We start from the raw sequence: 17,861 nt of genomic DNA on the forward strand, positions 1-17,861 counted from the left end.
TATGTTCAAAAAACTTCGTGGCATATTTTCAAATGACCTATCTATCGATTTAGGTACTGCCAACACTCTTATTTACGTTAAAGGACAGGGTATCGTCCTAGACGAGCCTTCTGTAGTCGCTATTCGCCAAGACCGTAACCGTGCGGGCAAAAGCGTTGCAGCGGTTGGTCACGCAGCAAAACAAATGCTGGGTCGTACGCCAGGGAATATCTCGGCGATCCGTCCTATGAAAGATGGCGTTATTGCTGACTTCTACGTAACCGAAAAAATGCTACAGCACTTCATTAAGCAAGTGCATGACAACAGCGTATTAAAACCAAGCCCACGTGTTCTAGTTTGTGTACCTTGTGGTTCAACACAAGTAGAGCGTCGTGCTATCCGTGAATCAGCGCTAGGTGCTGGCGCGCGTGAGGTTTACCTAATTGATGAGCCAATGGCTGCAGCAATCGGTGCCGGCCTGCGTGTATCTGAGCCAACAGGTTCAATGGTTGTCGATATCGGAGGCGGTACAACAGAAGTTGCGGTAATCTCACTAAACGGTGTGGTTTACTCTTCATCTGTACGTATTGGTGGTGACCGTTTTGATGAAGCGATCATCAACTATGTACGTCGTAACTACGGCAGCTTGATCGGTGAAGCAACCGCTGAAAAGATCAAACATGAGATTGGTTCTGCATATCCAGGTGATGATGTAGAAGAGATCGAAGTTCGCGGTCGTAACCTAGCTGAAGGTGTGCCTCGCAGCTTCTGCCTAAACTCAAATGAAATTCTAGAAGCGCTACAAGAGCCTTTAACAGGTATTGTATCAGCTGTGATGGTTGCACTTGAGCAATGTCCACCAGAGCTAGCTTCAGACATCTCAGAAAACGGTATGGTTCTAACTGGTGGTGGTGCACTGCTAAAAGACCTTGATCGTCTTCTAACTGAAGAAACAGGCATTCCAGTTGTTATCGCTGAAGATCCACTAACGTGTGTGGCTCGTGGTGGCGGTAAAGCTCTAGAAATGATCGATATGCACGGCGGCGATCTATTCAGCGAAGAATAATCGATGTGGCCTCAGTGTGATGCTGAGGCGGGCAAGATACAAGGATCTCACTATTCATGAAGCCTATTTTTGGCCAGGGACCTTCACTTCAGCTACGTCTGTTTTTTGCCGTCATTCTATCAGCCAGCCTTATGCTGGCTGATAGTCGTTTAGGCGCATTTACCCAAGTGCGTTATTTACTCAATAGCATGGTCGCTCCTATCCAATATTTAGCGGACGTGCCTCGAGTAATGTTTGATGGTGCCTATGAGCGCTTCAATATCCGCCGGGATTATATGGAAAGCACTCATAATCTGAAACGTGAAGTGCTGCGTCTCAAAAATGACCTATTGCTGCTCGATCAATATCGAGAAGAGAATCAGCGCTTAAGAAAGTTACTTGGCTCATCTTTCATCCGTGATGAGCGTAAAGTGGTGACCGAAGTAATGGCGGTCGACACTTCTCCATATCGTCACCAAGTGGTGATTGATAAAGGACAAATTGATGGCGTCTACGTAGGGCAGCCGGTTGCCAACGAGAAAGGTATCGTAGGTCAAGTGACATTTGTTTCTGCGCATAATAGTCGCGTACTCTTACTGACTGACAGCCTAAGCGCTATTCCTGTCCAAGTGATCCGTAACGATATTCGTATTATTGCTTCTGGCACGGGTAAATCTGATCGTATCAACCTTGATCATATTCCAATCAGCTTGGATATTGAGGAAGGGGACTTACTGGTGACATCAGGTCTAGGTGGCGTTTACCCAGAAGGCTTCCCTGTGGCTCATGTGGCGGAAGTCGAACGTGATACAAGCCGAGAGTTCGCCTTGATTGAAGCAGAGCCTGTCGTCGACTTTGAGCGTCTACGTTATCTGCTACTAATTTGGCCGAACGACTCGCGTCAGGATAAGGTTCAACAGTCCTTATCTGGAACTCTTGAGGAATAAGCAAACATGGCGAATAGTGTACTAAAAGGCAAATTTGTCATTGCATGCTCGTTCTTGGTGGCGTTAACCCTACAGACGATTCCTTGGCCTGGTGTGCTCGACATGTTGCGACCATCTTGGCTATTGCTCGTAACCTGTTACTGGGTGCTGGCACTGCCTCACCGTGTGAATGTTGGTACCGCACTGATTGTTGGCCTGTTATGGGACTTACTATTAGGTTCAACCCTTGGTATCCGAGGGATGATGATGTCGATTGTGGTTTACCTTGTGGCGCTTAACTTCTTGGTTATTCGCAACATGGCACTGTGGCAACAGGCTATCCTAATAGGAATCATGTCGGTTGTTTTAGATGTGTTGATTTTCTGTGGTGAGTATCTGATTCAAGATGTGATGTTCAATCCTGTTACGATGTGGAGTGGATTGATCAACTGCATATTGTGGCCTTGGATGTTCTTATTAATGCGTCGAGTAAGACGCCATTGGCATGTACGATAAATAATGACTAAACCACTGATTTTGGCTTCAGGCTCGCCAAGAAGAAAAGAGCTACTTACTCAATTGGGCTTTCAATTTTCTGTCTTGAAGACGGATGTTGAAGAGAGCCAGCAACAAGGCGAAACGCCATTTGAGTATGTATCGCGATTGTCGCTAGATAAAGCGATGGCCGCTGTTGAGCTACAACCAGAATCAGTGGTGTTAGGTTCCGATACGATTGTCGTATGTGACGATAAAGTATTAGAGAAACCTGACGACTTAGCGCATGCTAAACAGATGCTACTGATGCTTTCAGGCCGAGAGCATCAAGTGATGACCGCCGTAACGGTGGCAACTAACGAGATTCAAGAGACTGTCGTGGTATCGACAGACGTATGGTTTAAGACCCTGTCAGAGCAAGAAATAGAACGATATTGGCAAACGGGCGAACCATGCGATAAAGCTGGCAGTTATGGAATTCAGGGTATCGGTGGGCGTTTTGTCACCCGTATTGAAGGCAGCTACTACGCTGTCGTTGGCCTACCATTATTTGAAACTGACCAGCTCTTGCACAAATTTTTATAATTTTATTTTTGAGGTGCGCTCATGAGTGCAGAGTTGCTGATCAACGTGACCCCGAGTGAAACTCGTGTGGCCATGATTGAAGGGGGAACCCTACAAGAAATCCATGTCGAACGTGAAGCTAAACGCGGGATTGTTGGTAATATTTACAAAGGTAAAGTCAGTCGAGTATTGCCCGGTATGCAAGCTGCCTTTGTTGATATTGGCCTAGAAAAAGCCGCGTTTCTCCATGCGTCTGATATTGTTCCGCATACCGAATGTGTTGCTGATAACGAAAAGCAGCAGTTCCAAGTTCGAGATATCTCTGAGCTTGTTCGCCAAGGACAAGACATAGTCGTACAGGTGGTGAAAGATCCACTAGGTACCAAAGGTGCACGTTTAACTACCGATATTACCCTTCCTTCTCGTTACTTAGTCTTTATGCCAGGGGCAAGCCATGTTGGCGTCTCTCAGCGTATCGAAAGTGAACAAGAGCGTAATCGCCTTAAGAAGGTAGTGGGTCATTACTGCGATGAAAATGGTGGCTTTATCATTCGTACTGCTGCCGAAGGTGCGGATGAGAAAGAGCTGTCGCAAGATGCCGCTTTCCTTAAGCGCCTTTGGTCTAAGGTAATTGAGCGCCGCAGTAAGTATAAAACTCGCGCTACCCTGTATGGTGAATTAGGCCTATCACAGCGAATCTTACGTGATTTCGTCGGTACAGAGCTAAACAAAATTCTTGTCGACTCGCGTATCGAGTTTGAAAACCTCAAAGAGTTTACTTCTGAGTATGTCCCTGAACTAACAGAAAAGCTTGAGCTTTATGAAGGTGAAAAGCCCATCTTCGATATGTACGACACCGAGAATGAGATTCAACGTTCATTAGAGCGCAAAGTTGAGCTTAAATCGGGTGGCTACCTGATTATCGACCAAACAGAAGCGATGACGACCGTCGATATCAATACCGGTGCTTTCGTTGGGCGACGTAATCTTGAAGAGACGATTTTCAACACTAACATTGAAGCGACTCAGGCCATTGCGCGCCAACTACGTCTGCGCAATTTAGGTGGCATCATCATTATCGACTTTATTGATATGATCGCTGACGAGCATCGTAGCCGCGTGCTTACCTCACTGGAAAATGCACTAGATAAAGATCGCGTTAAAACCAATATCAATGGCTTCACTCAGCTAGGTTTAGTTGAGATGACCCGTAAGCGAACCCGCGAAAGTATCGAACACATCTTGTGTTCAACTTGCCCAACCTGCGAAGGTCGTGGCAGCGTTAAGACCGTTGAGTCAGTGTGCTACGAAATCTTACGTGAAGTGACACGTGTTAATCGAGCTTATGATGCGGACAAATTTGTTGTTTATGCATCACCTGCGGTTGCCGATACCCTGCAAGGCGATGAGTCTCATGCACTTGCAGAGCTAGAGGTCTTTATTGGTAAGCAAGTGAAGATTCAAGCTGAACCTCTCTATATTCAAGAGCAGTTTGACGTTGTAATGATGTAAAGGCTGTATGTGACTACGACTGCAACTCGTCTAACGCGACTTTTTCTTTGGCTGACCGTTACTGTTTTGGTTGTTTTGGCAATCGCAGTAACGGCTCTGCGTATCGCCCTACCTCAGCTCAACCATTTAAAACCTCAAATTCAGACTTGGGTTAACCAAGGTTCGGGGTTGGATTTTGAGATTTCTGGCCTGCATGGTTTTTGGCGCAACACTCACCCATCTATTTCACTGCAAGGGGTTAAAGCGCAAACGCCTGAGAGCAGTGGTATCCATTTTTCTGCTGAAACGGTTGAAGTTGAACTTGATCTGTTCCAAACGATCATGCAGCTTCAGCCCGTCGTCGCGGATTTGAATATCTACCAGCTCAATTTAGATATCACTTCCGTGCAGTGGGCAAGGGATGATGAGAAGTCAGAGTTAAAACCGCAAGGTGAACAGAGGGGAGTGATACAGCAGTTAGACCAGTTGTTTCTTCGCCAGTTAGACAGTTTTACCTTAGCGAATTCGCAAATTCATTTCTTAGGCATTGATGGGACTGACCGTGAACTGAATATTGCCAAACTGAGATGGCAAAATAATGGTCGTCACCACCTTGCAGACGGTGAAATCAGTTTAGTTAATACTCAACTAAATTCAGCGCAGGTAAAAGCAAACTTTGTCGATTACGGTTCGTTAGCAGACGTGAGTGGCGAGTTTTATGTCTCTGCGCAAAATGTGTTAGTCACACCATGGCTGAGTAAGTACCTCAAAACAGAAACAGGTATTGAGAAAGGCCAGATCAGCTTTAATAGTTGGCTAACGCTTGAAAACAGTCAGCCAGTAAGTGCTTACTTAGAGTTAGAGTCTTCTGAGCTGATTTGGCAAGAAGGTGGACGACATGAATTGTCGATTGAGTCAGGTGTTCTCGAACTTGAGCCGAAAGAGAATGGTTGGCAAGTAAATGCTCACTCACTTGAATTGAGAACCGATGAGAAAGAGTGGCCTGAACTAGATATAGCCTTTGATTGGCAACCTGAACAGTGGCGCCTTAATGTGTCTCAACTCGACATTGCAACGATCACTCCCTTGGTCAAACTATCGCCAAATTCTCAAGCGACGTCAAAGTTAATCGAGACATTTTCACTTGGTGGTTTAGTTGAAGATATTCGCGTTTCCATGAGCGATGGTCTTGATAGCTTGAAGTACTCGGCTGATCTCACTGGTGGCACCATGTCTCAGTGGGAGCTACTGCCAGGTGTGCATCATTTGTCGGCGAGTGTTGCAGGTAACCTACAGCAAGCTAAAGCCAGTGTTTCCCTGATTGATGATGTTCTCCCTTATGGTGAAGTGTTTCAGGCTCCGCTCAACATCAAACAAGGTCAGGTGGACATAGTTTGGCAAAATGGCGAGCAAGGCTGGAGCCTGTGGGCGGATAAAGTCACTGCCGCAACTCCCGACCTGCAAGTACTTGGTGCCTTCCGTCTCGATTTTCCTAAACAGCGCAGCCCGTTCTTATCTTTTTATGCTGAAGCAGACCTCTATAACGCGGGTGAAACTTGGCGTTACTTACCAACCTTAGCGCTTGGCCGAGACCTAACGGACTATTTGAGTACCGCAATTCAAGGTGGTCGAGTCAATACTGCTAAATTGCTTTGGTATGGCGAGTTAGGTGATTTCCCGTATCAGAAAAACAATGGCATGTTTCAGGCTTGGGTGGGTTTAAAGCAGGCTAAATTTAGTTTTGATACTGCTTGGCCAGCGATTACCGACTTACAACTGGATCTATTGTTCCAAAATGATGCGATGTACCTTGATTCGCACAGCGCAACATTAATGGATGTGAAAGCTCAGCGCATTACTGGGCGTATTCCAGTTCTTGGGCCTGATGGGCACATTGAGATTGAAGCGCAAGCCAGTGCGCAAGGCAATGCAGTTCGTGATTACATGACGGCTTCACCATTGGTGGACTCTGTTGGCGCCGCTTTAACTGCAGTTCAAGTTGATGGGCCGGTGAAATCGAAGTTCCAGCTTAATATCCCATTTGATATGGATAAAGAAGCGCGCGCTTGGGGTTACGCTGACCTAAATAAAAACCATGTAACGATAGATGCGCCGCCAATGACACTCGAAACTGTGTCTGGTCGGGTAGAGTTTGATAACGATGTGGTCAGTGCCGCTGGGTTATCCGCAGAGTTACTCACTCAGCCTGTCTCAATCGATTTTGGCGGTGAGAACATTGGTCAAGGCTACGGTGTGGCGATCAACGTGGTTGGGGATTGGGATGTCAAACCGCTGGCTCCTTACCTTGGCAATCAATGGGTAGCGCCTGTTGGCGGGCATGCGCCTTGGCAGATGGATATTGACCTGCAACTGAATGATGTTGGTTTTACTTACCAAATTGATACTGTTGCTGACCTTAAGTTAGTAAGTAGTAACTACCCTGCACCGTTAGGTAAAAAGAGCGGTGAAAAAGGCAAAGCGCGCCTGCAAGCTTCAGGCAACCAAGAGAGTATTACCGCAAGGCTGCAACTACCTGATGCTAAGTATCAAACTGAAATCGACATTCGCCCTGAAGTTCCGGTTCTCAAAGCGACCAATTTAGTACTGGGTAAAGGCAGCTTTAAAATCAGTCCGATTACTGGCCATCAAGCTCAAGTTCGCACTGAAAAATTTAACCTAGATGATTGGCTTGAACTCGCTAGCCAAGAGCAACAAAGTTCATCTGCGGTATTGGCTCAAATGAATACACCACAGATTCCCCTGCCATCGAGAATTGATCTCGATGTAAAAGAGCTGACCCTGGCAAATATTGAATGGAATGATGTTGACTTCAGTGCCAAGCGCAAAGGTTTGGGTTGGTATATGAATCTTGATAGCCAAGAAGCGAAAGGGGAAGCGAGTTACCTTGAACCGTATGATTTATCGGTTTCTCTTGATCGCCTCCATGTCTACGTACCAGTGCTGGATGAAGAACTCAAAGATAAAACCATGTTCGACGTGACTAATGATGAACAACCTTTGGTGAGCACGTTTGATCGCACCTTCCATCAGCAGATCCCGAATATCACGTTAAACATCGAAGACTTCTGGCTTCAGGGGTATAAGGTCGGAAAAACGCACCTAGACCTTCAGCGCCAAGGTGAAAAAATTGAGTGGAAGACGCTCTCGTTTGAAAGCGGGAGCAATAAGGTCAATATGGATGGCTGGTGGCAACTAAACGATAAGCAAAGCCACACGAAATTCAATATTGCTATGTCGGGCGAGAACAACAGTGATGTGATGGAGCGCTTTGGTATTTCTTCAGGTATCCAGCGTGCGCCTTTTGACATCAGTGCCAATATTGAGTGGGATGGTTCGCCATGGTCAGGCCGTGTGTCGACCTTGCAAGGTGATGTGAAAACCAAGCTAGGTAAAGGTGTCATTTCTGATGTCAGCGGCGCGGCGAGATTACTCGGTATTTTCAGCCTTGACTCGATTATTCGTAAAATGCAGCTCGACTTTACTGATGTGTTTGATAAAGGGATGGCGTTTAACTCTATTACCGGTAGTGGTTCAATCCGCAATGGTATTTTTCTCACCAATGACATCAAGATGGATGCGGTTGCCGGTGAGATGAACATTAAAGGGTTGGCGAATCTTAATACCCGAACCGTAGATGCAGAAGTTAACTTTACTCCAGACATCACTTCAGGAATTCCAGTGTTGACCGCGTTTGCCGTGACGCCACAAACCGCGCTATACGTACTGGCTATTACGACGGTGATTTCGCCGGTGGTGGAAGTCTTTACTCAAGTTAACTATGAAGTGAAGGGCTCATTGGATGCGCCTATAGTTAAAGAGTTATCCCGCAGCCAAGGTGAATTTAAATTGCCACAAAAACTGCGAGAAGCGGTGAAATAAGGAGAGTTGCTCATGGAACGAGTAGGGTTAATTCAGATGACGTCTGGGCCAAATCCGCAGCACAACTTGGCGTATATCCGTGAACAGGTGATTGCTTTAGCAAAAGAGGGCGCTGCTTTTATCATCACCCCGGAAAACAGCCTTGTTTTCGGTAGTCGTAAAGATTATCACCAACATGCAGAGCCTTTGGTAAACGGTCCATTACAGAACGAGTTGGCCGATATTGCACGCGATAATTCTGTGTGGCTACTGATTGGTAGTATGCCCATCCAGCAGTCACAAGGTGTCACAACTACGTCGCTACTTTTTTCTCCCAATGGTGAACTTGTCGCGCATTATGACAAATTGCATATGTTTGACGTTGATGTGGCCGATGGACATAAACGCTACCGAGAGTCTGAAACTTTTACTCCAGGCTCTCAAATCGTTACTTATCCAGCTCCATTCGCGCATCTTGGCTTGAGTATCTGCTATGATATTCGCTTTCCTGCACTTTATAGTGAACTCACCCGGTTAGGTGCGAACTTGATTCTTGTCCCAGCTGCTTTTACAGCGGTGACAGGGCAAGCACACTGGGAGCCGTTACTGCGCGCGCGTGCGATTGAAACACAGTCGTGGCTTATCGCGGTGAATCAAGCAGGAGTCCATCCGTGTGGACGAGAAACTTGGGGGCACTCAATGGTGATTTCTCCGTGGGGAGAGATTATCGGAGCATTATCTGATCAACCAAGTAATTTATTAGTCGAAATTGACCTAACCCAAGTCGATGAGTTGAGAGCCGCGATGCCAGTGGGGCAGCACACTCGATTCAGCAATCAGTTACAAAATTAAGAGCAAAGTATGACCATAAATCACGTAGAAGACGCGTTGCTTAAACCAGCCGGACTTAGTGAGCAAGACATTGCAGATACCTTGGCAAGTATTGCCACTCGCCAGATCGACTATGCCGATATCTATTTCCAGTCAAGCTGGCATGAGTCTTTGGTATTGGAAGATAGCATCATTAAAGATGGCTCTTTTAATATTGACTGTGGCGTAGGCGTGCGAGCGGTAACCGGTGAGAAAACGGGTTTTGCATATTCAGACCAGATTCAATTAGAAGGCTTAAAGCAAAGTGCAATCGCGGCGCGTGGTATTGCTCAGCAAGGTCAAAATGGTCAAGTTCAGGCATTTAAACGTAGCGATAACCAGAGTTATTACACCGCTGCTAACCCACTAGAGTGTTGGGCTAAAGAGCAAAAAACTCAGCTGCTTAAAGAGCTAGATGCCTACATCCGCACTAAAGAGCCGTTAATTAAAGAAGTTTCGGTTAGCTTAAGCGGTGTCCATGAACAAATGCTGGTTGCAGCAACCGATGGCACCTATGCTGGCGATATTCGTCCTTTGGTTCGTCTATCAATCAGCGTGCTTGCTCAGAAAGGCGATCGCCGTGAGCGCGGCAGCTCAGGTGGCGGTGGTCGATTTGGCTATGATTTCTTTTTATCTGATAGCGATGGCGCGAAAGTCGCTTACCACTATGCAGATGAAGCGATTCGTATGGCTTTAGTTAACCTTGAAGCCGATGCAGCACCTGCAGGTATGATGCCAGTCGTACTTGGCTCTGGTTGGCCAGGAGTGCTATTGCACGAAGCGGTTGGTCATGGCTTAGAAGGTGACTTTAACCGTAAAGAGTCTTCAGTATTTAGCGGTAAAGTGGGCCAAAAAGTCACTTCAGATCTATGTACTATTGTTGATGATGGCACATTAAAAGACTTACGCGGTTCTCTCAATGTTGACGATGAAGGTGTAAATGGCCAGTACAACACATTGATTGAAAACGGTGTGTTAAAAGGCTATATGCAAGATAAGCTCAATGCGCGCCTTATGGGGGTAAACCCAACCGGTAATGGCCGTCGTGAATCCTACGCTCACCTGCCAATGCCTCGTATGACTAATACTTACATGCTACCGGGTCAGCATACGCCAGAAGAGATTATTTCCACGGTTGAGAAAGGCTTATATGCGCCAAACTTTGGTGGCGGTCAGGTTGATATCACTTCAGGCAAGTTTGTGTTTTCTGCGTCTGAAGCTTACTTGATTGAAAACGGTAAGATCACTCGTCCTGTGAAAGGGGCAACCTTGATCGGCTCTGGCATTGAAGCAATGCAGCAAGTCTCTATGGTTGGTAACGATCTTAGCCTTGACCGTGGTGTGGGTGTGTGTGGTAAAGCAGGCCAAAGCGTACCGGTTGGTGTTGGTCAGCCAACATTGAAGCTCGACTCAATCACAGTCGGTGGTACAGAGTAGAAATCGAGTACGCATTGCTTCGAGTATCTAGAGCGGACTTCGTCCTTCGAGAGATACCGGTGGAAAGTGAGACAATAATTGCAGGCAGTGATACTTTTCTTAGGAGTTTATTGTCTGGATGTAAAAGTAAAGGGTTGGCCCATTGTGCCAACCCTTTAAATTTTCGAAACTCGAAACTAGATCCCGTCACGTTCGATAGGACAGCTCATACAACGCGCACCACCACGGCCACGACCTAGCTCGTTGCCAGGGATGGTCAGAACCTCGATACCGGCCTTATCGTATTTCTCATTGGTGTAGACGTTACGCTCATAACCGATAACTACACCTGGTTTGACAGTTAGTACGTTATTGGCATCATTCCACTGTTCACGCTCTGCTTCGTAGCTGTCACCGCCAGTGGTAATGATCTTCAAGTAATCTAAACCGAGAGCTTCTTCAATGGCATGAATGAAGCTTGGTACGGTTTCTACTTTCATATCGCCATCGTCTTTTGCTGATAAGCGCCATGTGTTGAGGTCTTTACGCATGATCTCTGGGTAGACTGAGAAAGTATCAATATCCATGTGGGTCATAACGGTATCTAAGTGCATGCATGAGCGGTGTTTTGGTAGCTCAATCGCAATCACTTCCTTGGCTTGACCATGCCTAAATAGACTTGCCGCAAGGTTTTCAACACCCTGGGCAGTAGTTCTTTCAGACATACCAACAAGCACAGCACCTTTACCAATAACCAGTACATCGCCGCCTTCAATGTTGGCGTTATCGTAATGAAGGTCTTCATCGCCGAAGTACTTAATAAAGTCTTGGCCAGCAAAGACAGGGTGCCAGCGGTAAATCGCGCGCAGGTGATTAGTTTCACGCTGACGGGCAGGCTTCATCATTGGGTTTAGAGAGACACCTCCGTATACCCAACATGACGTATCACGGGTAAAGAGATGGTTTGGCAGCGGCTCAATCACAAAGTCGAGAGGCTGATGCATACGTGGTAGCATCGACGATGATTTGATCGGCAGTTCTGAATAGGCTAGACCACCAAGTAAAACCGTCGCTAAGTGTTCATTGTCCATATCGGATAGATAGTTGCGTAGATCCTTGGCAAAAGTAGGGCCATAGCGGAAATCAGAGATCTGGGTATTCAGCAGCCAAGTACGTGCTTCAGCAACTTCTAATGTCTCAACCAGTAAGTCGTGCAGTAGTAGTACTTCAACTCCTTGGTTGGTCAGTGTCTGAGCAAACTTGTCATGCTCTTCCCCCGCAGCTTCTACAGCCAGTACATCATCAAATAGCAGTTCATGACAGTTTGACGGGGTTAGGTGGGTGAGTGCTCGCTCAGGACGGTTTAACAATACTCGTCTTAATTGACCAACTTCTGAGCCTACATACAACTTACTCATTTTGTATCCTTACAATTAATTCCAGAGCGTATTTATGACAAGTTTGTTATAAAGATGCAAGCTTGTCTGGTGGCAAAAATAACTGCCTTTTGTTTTTATTCTGGTCTTTTATACTGATAATTGGCGGTAATTTATAGAATCACCAAATATGTTGTTTGGGTGTTGTATTCTCAAAGTTGCGTCTCTATGCGTTAGCTTCACGCTTTAGAAGTGCGAAGTTCTAGCAAGTAAAAGCATAGCTATTCACTAATTTGCGCTTTGCTTTCGGTGGCGCATATTTTTATGCAATTACAGTCGCGTACTTGATATGCAAAGAATAGTGATAAAAACGCATAATCTTGGCTTATAGGTGCCGAAGGGTTTAAAAGAGATAATTCTGAATCGGGCACTTGATAACAAAATGTTAAATTTACCATCTTGTGAGCTTGATCAGGTTTGATCTAGCCTGCGAGGACGGATAAAGATCGCGATCAAGCCATATTCTGGGTAGTAATTTAGCTGGATCCATGCGATATTTCGTCGCTGTAAATTACGATCTATTTTGTCACTATCTGGAGCACGACTTATGTCTCACGAAGATGAATATCTATCTGTTGAAGAATTAATTGAGATTCAAAAGGAAGAGACTCGCGATATTATCCAAGCTTTGTTAGAAGATGGCAGTGAGCCAGATGCTTTATATGAGATCGAACACCACCTTTTCGCTGAAGATTTCAATACCCTAGAAAAAGCGGTAGTTGAAGCATTTAAGATGGGTTTTGAAGTTCTTGAAGCTGAAGAAACGGAAGACGAAGACGGCAAAAAACTGCTTTGTTGTGATGCGACAATGGAATCTGCGTTAAATGCAGAGGCGATTGATGCACAGGTTGAAAAGCTTATCCATCTAGCAGAGAAATACGACATCATCTACGATGGTTGGGGTACTTACTACGAAGGCGAAGATGCGCTTTACCCTGAAGAAGATGACGAAGAGTAATTAACAGCTTTTTGCTCGTTAAATTAGAATTGAGAATGCCAGTCCCAGTGACTGGCATTTTTGTATCTTTATCACATGGGCTGCTTTATAATCTCTCAAACTTGATCTAGCTCAATTAATAAAAGGGTTTATGCAGCTTTCACTTGCTGGTCTTTGGCAGATTTCACCGCTTACGGACCTATCTATTCCACAAAATGACATCACTTTTCCTGCTCCTTTAAGCGCTAAGCTTCCTGACTCATTATCTGAGGCAGAGATTGCTGCGCAAGAGTGGCACTTGATGCATGATATTGAAGTGGACGAAGCGATGATGGCGTTTCCTGCGATCGATCTTGTGATCGGTGGGGTCGACTATCATGCTGAAGTGCGTTTGAACGGTGTCGCTGTATTTGATTGCGATGGCAGCCAAGCTGAATATAAGAAAGATATTCGCCCTTATATGCAGTTAGGTCGAAACCGCTTTGAGGTTCTGTTTCTTGAAGAAGAAGAGGAACTGTTGTTTGAAGAAGATCAGCCAGAAGTGTGCCCACTCGGCGAGCTGCAATACCAAAAGCTTGATAGCCGAATTGGGATTTGGAAAGAGCCTTACCTGCAATTTATCCGCAACATACGTTTAGAGCACATCACTACGGAGCAAATTTGGCACCACGGTGGTGGCTGTGAGTTTCTGGTCGATTTGCACTATCAGACCTATTCTCCAGGGCTTGTGTCGGCGGCCGTCAAGTTCAATGGTATGACTTACCACCTGCCAATTGATGTGCGTGACAATCACACCAGCGCACTTTTCCAAATTGAAGCGCCAATTTATGCCGATGCTGAAAAGCCGAACCTTGATGATTTATATCTGTTGGAAGTGACTTTAGATGGGCAAACCCGACGTTTACACATCGGGTTAAGTAAAGATATGTGTGTATCCCACTACCCACTTTAAGCGTGAGCACATCCCCAGTGTAGTGTGGCTTCTTGCTTACGTAGCCACACCTTTTCATGAAAGTAGTATGCAAAGGTATTGATGGTTGGCTCAATCGCCGCCATGATACCGCCAACAAATGCATCACCCGTCAATAGATACACCACACCAAAAGCAACACTAAAGTGTACAACGGCAAAGCTAGCGGTTTTCACCTTGGCAGAACGAGCCAATTTCTGAAGTGCTGTGCTTTGTTGCCAAATGCGCTCATGGAAGTAGAAAGCCACTGAGTTTACGGTCGGCTCGATCATTGCAATCAGACTACCAATCAGAATATCACCTGTTAATACATACGCGACTGTGAACGCGATAGTGAAGTGAATAGCAGCGAATGTGAGTGTCTTTTTCATAACAATAACCTAGTCGAGTAAACTTGATGTGGTTATTATTGATAATTATTCGCATTAATTAAATTGATTTGTAGCGATAGTTTTAATAGGTGATACCTATTGATGCTCTAACTGACGAAAAAAGGCGCATTACGCGCCTTTATTATTTGGAGTTGGTAGTCGTCAATTAGCCTTGAGGCTTAACCACTAGCACATTGATAGGGGAGTTCTGAACCACTTTGCTTGCAACCGAGCCAAGTACAACTTTATCAATTTTAGAGCGTTTGTGGCTTGGCATAACAATCAGATCCGCACCTAACTTTTCGGCAAACTCTAAGATGGTTGAGTAAGGTTTGCCTTCAGTCACATGTACCTTGTACACCACGTCATCAGCAATATGGTTTGCCGCAAACTCTTTAAGCTGTTTTTCCACATCCGCTTTCATTTTTAGCGCCGCATCTTTCGGGAAGTAAGTTGCGACCATTGACATGTGGATGCCAGGTAACACATTGAGAATATGCACTTCAGCGTTAGAGTGTTTCGCGTGCCAAACGGCTAACTCGACCGCTTTATCTGAAAAGCCTTTATCGTTTAAATCAACAGGAACAAGAATCTGCTTATACATCATTATTTCTCTTATTGTTCACCTTAAAGAACTCTTTAAGGGGGAGTTAATGCATCCTTAGCTTAATTGTAGCCCCACTCATCGAGTAGGGCTGATTAAGTTACGCGCTCAGCTGTTCCTTTCGAGCTCGTCTTCTCTGGTTCATCGCCAGACCAATTAGAAGAAGTAACGCTGGGACAAATACCCACTCCTTCATAGGACGGTCTGCATCGACGACCACAGAACGAATTTCCCAGTCAAAATCGACACCAGCTGCTTCTGCAGGGCTACCGAATTCGACCATATCAACCAACATACGACCATTGGCATCGTTTAGCATTAGACCCATTGAGGCAATGCGTTCTTCAGCTGTTGTCGCACGGTCTTCAAAAGGCAAACGTACTGTTTTAGAAATGTAGTCGCCTTCTAGGTTTTCACCTGCTACCAATAGCTCGATCTCTTCACCGACTTTCATCTTTTCAGTAATCTGCGCGATCTCAGTACCTGGGTGCATGATCTTCGCTGGATAAATTTCATCCCACCAGAAACCTGGGCGGAAGAAAGTAAAGGTCAACACAAGCAGTAGGACAGTTTCCCACCATTTGTTCTTAGTAAACCACCAGCCCTGCGTTGCAGCAGAGAAGATCAACATCGCCACGATCGAAGAGAAGATCGTCAGCAACAAGTGCCAAATACTATCAATACCCATCAGCAGTAGCTGGGTGTTGAAGATAAACATAAATGGCAAGATTGCCGTACGGATATCGTACGTAAAGCCTTGAATACCGGTTCGGATCGGATCCGATTTGGCAATCGCTGCGGCCGCAAAAGCAGCCAGACCTACTGGCGGAGTATCGTCAGCCAAAATACCGAAGTAGAACACAAATAGGTGGACTGCGATCAATGGAATGATCAAGCCACTCTGTGCACCAAGAGTCACAATTACTGGTGCCATCAGTGTTGATACAACGATGTAGTTAGCGGTTGTTGGTAGACCCATACCTAAGATCAAGCTGATCACAGCGGTAAATAGCAACATCAGGATGATGTTACCGCCAGAGATAAACTCAACAAAGTCCGTCATAACCAGACCGATACCCGTAAGCGTTACCACACCAACAACGGTACCCGCTGCTGCTGTCGCAACACCTATACCAATCATATTACGAGCACCTGAAACTAAACTTTCAGCGAGATCAACAAAACCTGCTTTAGTTTGCTCAGCGAGACTGCCTTCCTTAGAAAGAATCGCAATCAATGGACGCTGCGTGATCAAGATAAAGATCATGAACACGGTTGCCCAGAATGCGGATAGACCCGGCGAGAAACGTTCAACAGTCAAACACCAAACCAAAACAACGATTGGTAGCAAGAAGTGCAGGCCCGATTTAATCGTTGGACCTGGATCCGGTACTTCAGTTAGCTCAGCATCAATTTCAATTGCGCCTTCTTTAGCGTATTTCGCTGAGATGTTTACCAGTGCCACGTAAGCAACCAGTAAGGCAACAGTAACGATAGGTGTTGCTGCTTCACCAAAGACACCTTTTGTCCAGCCGACACCGTAGTAGACTGCAGCACTGATAACACACAGACCTAAAATAGTGCCAGTAAACGACAATAGGCTATGAATGAACTTCGGCGTGTGACGACGAGGTAAGCCCGTCATGCCTGCTTTACACGCTTCAAGGTGAACAATGTAGATAAGTGCGATGTAAGAAATCAGCGCTGGTAGGATCGCCGCTTTGATGACTTCAACGTAAGAGATACCCACGTATTCAACCATCAAGAATGCTGCTGCACCCATGATCGGTGGAGTTAGCTGACCGTTAGTTGAAGCCGCAACTTCGACCGCCCCCGCTTTAGTACCAGGAAAGCCAACACGCTTCATCAGTGGAATGGTGAATGTACCTGTGGTTACAACGTTAGCAATCGATGAGCCTGACACAAGGCCTGATAAGCCAGACGCAACAACTGCTGCTTTCGCTGGACCGCCTTTCATATGGCCTAATAGCGAGAACGCCACCTTGATGAAGTAAGCACCTGCGCCGGCACGTTCAAGCATCGCGCCAAACAGTACAAACAAGAATACAAATGACGTTGATACGCCTAATGCAACACCAAATACACCTTCAGTAGTTAACCACAGGTGAGACATCGCCTTGTTTAAGCTCGCGCCTTTGTGTGCAATCACATCTGGCATATGAGGCCCGCCAAATGTGTAGAGCAAGAAGACTGCGGCAACCACCATCAATGGTGGACCTAAAGCGCGGCGCGTTGCTTCCAGCAGTAGCACCATACCTATCACGGCGATAACAATATCAAATGAGGTTGGTGCTCCAGAGCGCCCCGCGAGTTCAGTGTAAAAAATATAAATATATGCGGCAGAGAAGGCACCTGCCAATGCCAGCAACCAGTCGATAACAGGAATGCTATCCCTTGGCGAGCTCTTCATTGCTGGGTAAGCCGTAAAGGCAAGGAATACAGCAAACATTAAATGTATAGAACGCGCTTCAGTATCGTTGAGTACGCCAAAATTAAAAATAAATGGAAGAGGGGAAGCGTACCAAAGTTGGAACAGTGACCAACATAGCGGCACAAACCATAAGATGCGACCAGACAGCCCAGAAGGAGCGCGTGCACCAGTATCGGATTGAGCCACCATTTCTTGCACATCTTGAGACGGAGTGTTTGTCTTCGACATGTACTTAATCCTTATTATAAATGGTCCGTATAATTATGGTTATGAGAACCTTTATTTAGCATCTTTTAGTGTAGTGAAAAGATGAAATATTGCTCAGTTGTGTGTTTTTCTTAGGTATAAAACGAGAAAGAGTTTCAAGAATGTGAAACCCAAAATAGAGTGTAGTGCTTTGACTACAGTGATATTAACTAAGGAGGC

The 17,861-nt window shown here is 45.7% G+C and carries 14 protein-coding genes; 10 read left to right on the top strand and 4 right to left on the bottom strand.

Annotation, left to right across the window (positions count from 1 at the left end; translation table 11 throughout):
- Position 1 precedes the first annotated feature (1 nt).
- From ACHUFZ_RS16500 to tldD, 8 genes are read left to right on the top strand one after another with little or no spacing between them, the layout of a single operon-like run.
- The gene (locus ACHUFZ_RS16500) at positions 2-1,045 is read left to right on the top strand and encodes a rod shape-determining protein (RefSeq protein WP_004415753.1); all 1,044 of its coding nucleotides are present in this window, start codon (positions 2-4) and stop codon (positions 1,043-1,045) included.
- A 56-nt stretch (positions 1,046-1,101) separates the two neighbouring features.
- Complete coding sequence (gene mreC / locus ACHUFZ_RS16505) at positions 1,102-1,971, top strand: rod shape-determining protein MreC (RefSeq protein WP_394128001.1); 870 nt, start codon at positions 1,102-1,104, stop codon at positions 1,969-1,971.
- Between the two features lie 6 nt (positions 1,972-1,977).
- Positions 1,978-2,466 carry a rod shape-determining protein MreD gene (gene mreD / locus ACHUFZ_RS16510; protein WP_004415751.1) on the top strand — a complete coding sequence of 163 codons (489 nt, stop codon included), beginning with the start codon at positions 1,978-1,980 and terminating at the stop codon, positions 2,464-2,466.
- 3 nt (positions 2,467-2,469) lie between these two features.
- Positions 2,470-3,030: a Maf family protein gene (locus ACHUFZ_RS16515; RefSeq protein WP_134835042.1), complete on the top strand. Its 561-nt coding sequence runs from the start codon at positions 2,470-2,472 to the stop codon at positions 3,028-3,030.
- A gap of 21 nt (positions 3,031-3,051) precedes the next feature.
- Positions 3,052-4,521, top strand: a complete 1,470-nt coding sequence (gene rng, locus ACHUFZ_RS16520) for a ribonuclease G (protein WP_134835041.1) — start codon at positions 3,052-3,054, stop codon at positions 4,519-4,521.
- A gap of 9 nt (positions 4,522-4,530) precedes the next feature.
- Positions 4,531-8,400 carry a YhdP family protein gene (locus ACHUFZ_RS16525; protein ID WP_394128002.1) on the top strand — a complete coding sequence of 1,290 codons (3,870 nt, stop codon included), beginning with the start codon at positions 4,531-4,533 and terminating at the stop codon, positions 8,398-8,400.
- A 12-nt stretch (positions 8,401-8,412) separates the two neighbouring features.
- Positions 8,413-9,231 (top strand): carbon-nitrogen hydrolase family protein, encoded by an 819-nt coding sequence (locus ACHUFZ_RS16530; protein ID WP_394128003.1) that lies wholly within the window; start codon positions 8,413-8,415, stop codon positions 9,229-9,231.
- Between the two features lie 9 nt (positions 9,232-9,240).
- Complete coding sequence (tldD, locus tag ACHUFZ_RS16535) at positions 9,241-10,686, top strand: metalloprotease TldD (RefSeq protein ID WP_394128004.1); 1,446 nt, start codon at positions 9,241-9,243, stop codon at positions 10,684-10,686.
- A gap of 176 nt (positions 10,687-10,862) precedes the next feature.
- Here the strand turns inward: tldD and arcA are convergent, their stop codons facing one another.
- A complete protein-coding gene (gene arcA / locus ACHUFZ_RS16540) occupies positions 10,863-12,083 on the bottom strand; it encodes an arginine deiminase (protein ID WP_394128005.1) in 1,221 nt (406 codons plus the stop codon).
- A gap of 565 nt (positions 12,084-12,648) precedes the next feature.
- Here arcA and rraB point away from each other — a divergent pair.
- Complete coding sequence (gene rraB / locus ACHUFZ_RS16545) at positions 12,649-13,059, top strand: ribonuclease E inhibitor RraB (protein WP_394128006.1); 411 nt, start codon at positions 12,649-12,651, stop codon at positions 13,057-13,059.
- A gap of 130 nt (positions 13,060-13,189) precedes the next feature.
- Positions 13,190-13,990 (top strand): glycosyl hydrolase 2 galactose-binding domain-containing protein, encoded by an 801-nt coding sequence (locus tag ACHUFZ_RS16550; protein ID WP_394128007.1) that lies wholly within the window; start codon positions 13,190-13,192, stop codon positions 13,988-13,990.
- Here the strand turns inward: ACHUFZ_RS16550 and ACHUFZ_RS16555 are convergent.
- From ACHUFZ_RS16555 to ACHUFZ_RS16565, 3 genes are all read right to left on the bottom strand, one after another.
- On the bottom strand, positions 13,987-14,379 hold the full coding sequence (locus tag ACHUFZ_RS16555; protein ID WP_134835034.1) for a DUF2061 domain-containing protein: 393 nt from the start codon (positions 14,377-14,379) through the stop codon (positions 13,987-13,989). The two genes, ACHUFZ_RS16550 and ACHUFZ_RS16555, sit on opposite strands and share 4 nt — an antisense overlap.
- 166 nt (positions 14,380-14,545) lie before the next feature.
- Positions 14,546-14,983 (bottom strand): universal stress protein, encoded by a 438-nt coding sequence (locus tag ACHUFZ_RS16560; protein WP_053437936.1) that lies wholly within the window; start codon positions 14,981-14,983, stop codon positions 14,546-14,548.
- A 100-nt stretch (positions 14,984-15,083) separates the two neighbouring features.
- On the bottom strand, positions 15,084-17,663 hold the full coding sequence (locus ACHUFZ_RS16565) for a TRAP transporter permease (protein WP_394128008.1): 2,580 nt from the start codon (positions 17,661-17,663) through the stop codon (positions 15,084-15,086).
- Positions 17,664-17,861 lie beyond the last annotated feature (198 nt).

This window comes from Vibrio hepatarius (assembly GCF_043642085.1).
GTDB lineage: Bacteria > Pseudomonadota > Gammaproteobacteria > Enterobacterales > Vibrionaceae > Vibrio > Vibrio hepatarius_C.